Source organism: Bradyrhizobium sp. CCBAU 11386 (assembly GCF_028128955.1).
Lineage (GTDB): Bacteria > Pseudomonadota > Alphaproteobacteria > Rhizobiales > Xanthobacteraceae > Bradyrhizobium.
Genome location: NZ_LBKA01000129.1, coordinates 1 through 5,087 on the forward strand (window position 1 = coordinate 1; position 5,087 = coordinate 5,087).

Genomic DNA, 5,087 nt, shown 5'->3' on the forward strand with positions numbered 1-5,087 from the left:
CGTACAGAAGCAGGTTCCCGGCGAGAGGATGACGCAAAAAGGGATTGACTAACCAAGGCCCGTTACAGAAGCCCGCATGAGCGCAGCGACATGCGGGAAGCCGCAAGCACGAATCCCGGATGTCGCTACGCTCATCCGGGCTACGCACCGTCGTCGGGGAAATGCCTAGCTCAACGTGCCCGCATGCACCCACCAGCCGGGGTGATCGCGCCGGATCCTTTCGGCCGCAGCATGGGCCTCGGCCGGCGCGCCATAGATCGCAAAGCAGGTCGCCCCCGAGCCGGACATGCGGGCGAGCTTGACGCCGGCGGAGTCACGGAGCGCCTCCAGCACCTCGCCGATGACAGGCTCGATGCGCATCGCGGGGGCTTCGAGGTCGTTGGCGACGGTTTCGAGAACCTCGACCCAGTCGGCGATCGAGGCGCCCTCCTCCGGCCAGGCCGGAGCTCCGAGGACGGAGGTGGCGCCGACCAGCAGCTCGCCGTTGCGCAGCCCCAGCGCCTGGAACACGTCCTTGGTCGCCACCGGCACGCGCGGATTGACCATCACGCAGGGCATGCTCGGCAGCGCGAGCGGCAGCAGCTGCTCACCGACGCCGGTCATGTCGCAGGCACGCGAGAGCAGGCACACCGGCACGTCGGCGCCGGTTGCGAGCGCGACCTTCTGGAGGCGGGGATCATCGAGCGATAGATTGTTGAGCCGCGCCAGCAACCGCAGCGCTGCCGCTGCATCCGCCGAACCGCCACCGATGCCGGCGGCGACGGGCAGCACCTTGTCGAGCGCAAAGGCGCCCAGCTTCAGGTTCGGCACGGCCTCGGCCAGAAGCTTGGCCGCCTTGAACACGAGATTGTCGGCGGTATCGCCGCACGCTGCGGCCAGCGGCCCGGTGGTGGCGAGCTTCAGTTCGCCGCCCGGCTCCAGCGTGAGCCGGTCGGCGCAATCGGCGAAGGCGACCACGCTTTCGAGATCATGATAACCGTCGGCACGACGGCCGACCACGCGAAGGCTCAGATTGACCTTCGCGCGCCCATCTTCAATCAACGCCGGCATCGGCGACACGCCCCCAACTTCACTCAGCTTAGCCGCCCTTGCCGTCGTCCTTCTTCTTCTCCGCCTGCGCGGCCGAAGAGTTCGAATTGTCCTCAGTCAGGCCGTTGGCGATCTTGGCCTCGATCTTCGGAAGCTCATCCGGCTCGGGCTTGAGATCGCGGGCGTGCGACCACTGGAATTTGGCTTCCAGCGTGCGGCCGACGCGCCAATAGGCATCGCCAAGGTGATCGTTGATGGTGGGATCCTCGGGCTTGAGATCGATCGCGCGCTCGAGGTTCTTCACCGCCTCTTCGTAGTTGCCGATGCGGTAGTAAGCCCAGCCAAGGGAATCGACGATGTAGCCGTCGTCGGGACGCTGCTCGACGGCGCGCTTGATCATCTTCATGCCTTCGTCGAGATTCACGCCCTGGTCGATCCAGGAATAGCCGAGATAGTTGAGGACATGCGGCTGGTCGGGCTGCAACTCGAGCGCCTTCTTCATGTCGGCCTCGGCCTTGCCCCACTGCTTAGAGCGCTCCTCGCAGATGCCGCGATAATAGTACCAGACGCTGTTGGCCTTGTCGTTGCCGGCCGGCAGCACGTCGACGCCCTGCGAATAGGTCGCGCCGCAGTCGCCGAACTTCTTGCGGCCGCGCTCGATGTTGCCGAGCGCCATGATGGCTTCGAGATCCTTGGAATCCTCAGTGGTGACGCCCTTGAGGATCTTGATCGCCTCGTCGGTACGGTCGGCGGAATCCAGATCAATGGCGAGCTGGATCTGCGCGTTGCGCTTCAGCGGCGAGGTCGACGGCACCCGCTCATAGACCTTGATCGCCATCTGCGGCCGCTTCACCGATTCATAGAGATCGGCGAGCGAGAGCAGCGCCAGCGGATGCGTCGGCTGGAGGTAGAGCGAGAGCTGGAGATAGACCAGCGCCAGATCCTCGCCGCCGCGGCGGGTCAGCGTCGCGCCGATGCCGTAGAGCGCTTCCGCAGCGCCGGCCTGCGCGGAATCGACCAGCGGCGGCAGCTTCTTGCCTGCCTTGGTGTCGCGCAGGCCTTCCACGATCAGCGGATGGCGGGCGAGCTTCTTGTCGAAGGCCTGGTAGACGGTGGTCGCGGCGGCTGAATCCTTGTTGCGCGACAGCCAGCGCGCATAGGCCTCGGTGACGCGCAGCATGGAATCGTCGAGCTTGTAGGCGCGCTCGAAGCGCGTGCCGGCGTCCTTCTCCTTGCCGGCGAGCTCGAGGATCATGCCGGCGTGGAGATCCTTGAACAGCGGATACCATTCCGGACCGGCCAGCTTGTCGATGGTGGCGACAGCACCCTTGGAATCGCCGGCGCCATAGGCCGCCCAGCCCGACAGCAGCGTGGCGACGAGATCGGTGATGGGGCCGCGGATCGACTGGTTGATGTTGGTCTGCGCGGTCGCGTACTTCTTCAGCTTCAGATCATGCACGCCGACGACGAGGCGCGCGACGCGGTTGGTCTTGTCGATGGTGAGGATGCGCTCGGCGAGCTTGACCGCTTCGTCGATGTCGCCGTCGGCGACCGAGGAGATGAAGGCACGGTCGAGCAGCTCGTTGTTCTTCGGATCGGTGCGGAGCGCCGAGCGGTAGAAGGCGGCCGCCGAGGCCGCGTCGCGCTCGACGCTGGCGTGGCGGGCGGCGAGATAGCTGCCGGAGGTCGTGAGCGACTTCAGATCGTTCCGGGTCGGAAACTGCGCCGCCGTATCGGACGGATGATCCGGCGTCTGCGCCAGGACCCTGCCGGGGACCGTCGCTATCGCTGTGCCCATGAGGGCGATGGCGGCAACAGTCCAGCGGTTGAAGCGATTTGAAAACATCAGGGCTCGCCTTGAGTTGGTAGTGCCTGGGTTTGCAGCAGAAAGCCGTCTCGCATGCGAACGCGGCCGGTGGCATCGGGACCCGGAACCGTCGGGTCGGACAATGCCGCTTTTGGCGGTTTACCGCAAGGATTCGGACCGGGCGATCGCCTCCGAACGCCCCAAATCGGACAAGAGCGCCCCAAGACGCCGCCACTATGGCCTTATCGTGGCCGCGACAGGTGGCCGCGGCCCGGTTCTCACGCGAACGTGCGCCAGATCAGCCTTTGCGACATGGTCCGCGCCGATTGGCCCGCTCTTACATCGCCTCGTAGTTCGGGCCGCCGCCGCCCTCCGGGGGAACCCAGGTGATGTTGCCGTTGGGGTCCTTCACGTCGCAGGTTTTGCAGTGGACGCAGTTCTGGGCGTTGATCTGGAAGCGCGGGCCCGCGCCCTCCTCGACCCATTCGTAGACGCCGGCAGGGCAATAGCGATTCGAGGGACCGGCGAACACGTCGTGCTCGGAGGTCTTCTGGAGGTTCATGTCGGCAACCCTGAGATGGACCGGCTGATCCTCCTCGTGATTGGTGTTGGACAGGAATACCGACGACAGCTTGTCGAACGAGATCTTGCCGTCCGGCTTCGGGTAGTTCTTCGGCGCGTGGTTCTTGGCCGGGTCGAGCGTCGCGCGATCGGGCTTGGAATGCGACTGGGTACCGAACAGCGAGGCGCCGAACAGCGTGTTGCACCACATGTCGAAGCCACCGAGCGCGACGCCGAGCACGGTGCCGAACTTCGACCACAGCGGTTTGACGTTGCGGACCAGAAAGAGGTCCTTGCCCACGGAGGAGGAACGCCACGCGTTCTCGTACTCGACGATCTCGTCATTGGCACGATCGGCCGCAAGCGCCGCTGCGACATGCTCGGCGGCCAGCATGCCGGTGCCCATCGCATTGTGCACACCCTTGATACGCGGGACGTTGACGAAGCCGGCCGCGCAGCCGATCAGCGCGCCGCCGGGGAAGCTCAGTTTCGGCACCGACTGGTAGCCGCCCTCGGTGATGGCGCGCGCGCCATAAGCGAGCCGCTTGCCGCCTTCGAAGGTGCCGCGGATCGACGGATGGGTCTTGAAGCGCTGGAACTCGTCGAATGGCGACAAATAGGGATCGTCGTAGTTCAGATGCACGACGAAGCCGACGGCGACGAGATTGTCGTCGTAGTGATAGAGGAACGAACCGCCACCGGTCTTCAGGTCGAGCGGCCAGCCGAACGAATGCTGGATCATACCCTTCTGGTGCTTGGCGGGATCGATCTGCCAGACTTCCTTGAGGCCGATACCGAACTTCGTCGGCTCGCTCTTGGAGTCGAGCGCGAACTTCGCAATGAGCTGCTTGGTCAGGCTGCCGCGGGCGCCTTCGGCGAACAGCGTGTACTTGCCGAGCAATTCCATGCCACGCGTAAAGGAGTCCTTCGGCTTGCCGTCGCGGCCGACGCCCATGTCGCCCGTGGCGATGCCCCTGACCTTGCCCTCCTCGTCATAGAGCACCTCGGCCGCGGCGAAGCCCGGATAGATCTCGACGCCGAGCGCCTCGGCCTTGCGCGCCAGCCAGCGGCAGACATTGCCGAGCGAGCCGATGTAGCAGTGATGGTTGTCCATCAGTGGCGGCATCATGAAGTTCGGCAGCTTGATCGCGCCGCCGCCCGTCATCCAGTAGAAGCGGTCGTCCTTGACCTGCGTCTTCAGCGGACAGTCGGAATCCTCGCGCCAGTCGGGAACGAGCTTGTCGAGCCCGGCCGGGTCGATCACGGCGCCGGAGAGAATATGCGCACCGACCTCGGAGCCCTTCTCCACCACCACGACGTTGAGATCGGCGTTGAGCTGCTTCAGCCGGATCGCGGCCGACAGGCCCGAGGGGCCGGCGCCGACGATGACGACGTCGAATTCCATGGATTCGCGCGGGGGAAGTTCTTCGGTGCTCATCTGATCTCAGCCCTTGAGACGGTCCTCGGTCGTTTGCGCCCCCTTGTTTCCGATTTTTCCGGGTAGGACAACCACGGAAATGCGTTCCGGTGGGATGCAAGGCGCCCCAAACTGATATAAAAAGTCTGACTTTCCCATGATCCCCGAACCCGCCCCCACCGTCCGAGAGCTTCTCGCCTTCTATCTGGAGGCCGGTGTCGACTGCGCGCTCGCGGAGGAGCCGATAGACCGCCTGGCGGAAATGGACGCCCC

At 65.0% G+C, this 5,087-nt stretch carries 3 protein-coding genes and 1 pseudogene; 1 reads left to right on the forward strand and 3 read right to left on the reverse strand.

Translation table 11 applies throughout. The annotated features are described in order from the left end of the window. Window positions 1-165 precede the first annotated feature (165 nt). The 3 genes from XI09_RS08950 to XI09_RS08960 all read right to left on the reverse strand — a co-directional run bounded on the left by XI09_RS08950 (window position 166) and on the right by XI09_RS08960 (window position 4,835). Window positions 166-1,050, reverse strand: a complete 885-nt coding sequence (locus XI09_RS08950; RefSeq protein WP_271566513.1) for a 4-(cytidine 5'-diphospho)-2-C-methyl-D-erythritol kinase — start codon at window positions 1,048-1,050, stop codon at window positions 166-168. Window positions 1,051-1,078: 28 nt separating this feature from the next. Continuing rightward, complete coding sequence (locus XI09_RS08955) at window positions 1,079-2,875, reverse strand: tetratricopeptide repeat protein (RefSeq protein ID WP_271566514.1); 1,797 nt, start codon at window positions 2,873-2,875, stop codon at window positions 1,079-1,081. A gap of 298 nt (window positions 2,876-3,173) precedes the next feature. Next, complete coding sequence (locus tag XI09_RS08960) at window positions 3,174-4,835, reverse strand: electron transfer flavoprotein-ubiquinone oxidoreductase (protein WP_271566515.1); 1,662 nt, start codon at window positions 4,833-4,835, stop codon at window positions 3,174-3,176. 136 nt (window positions 4,836-4,971) lie between these two features. Here XI09_RS08960 and XI09_RS08965 point away from each other — a divergent pair. Next, window positions 4,972-5,087: pseudogene (locus XI09_RS08965) on the forward strand (uracil-DNA glycosylase); the annotation flags it as partial.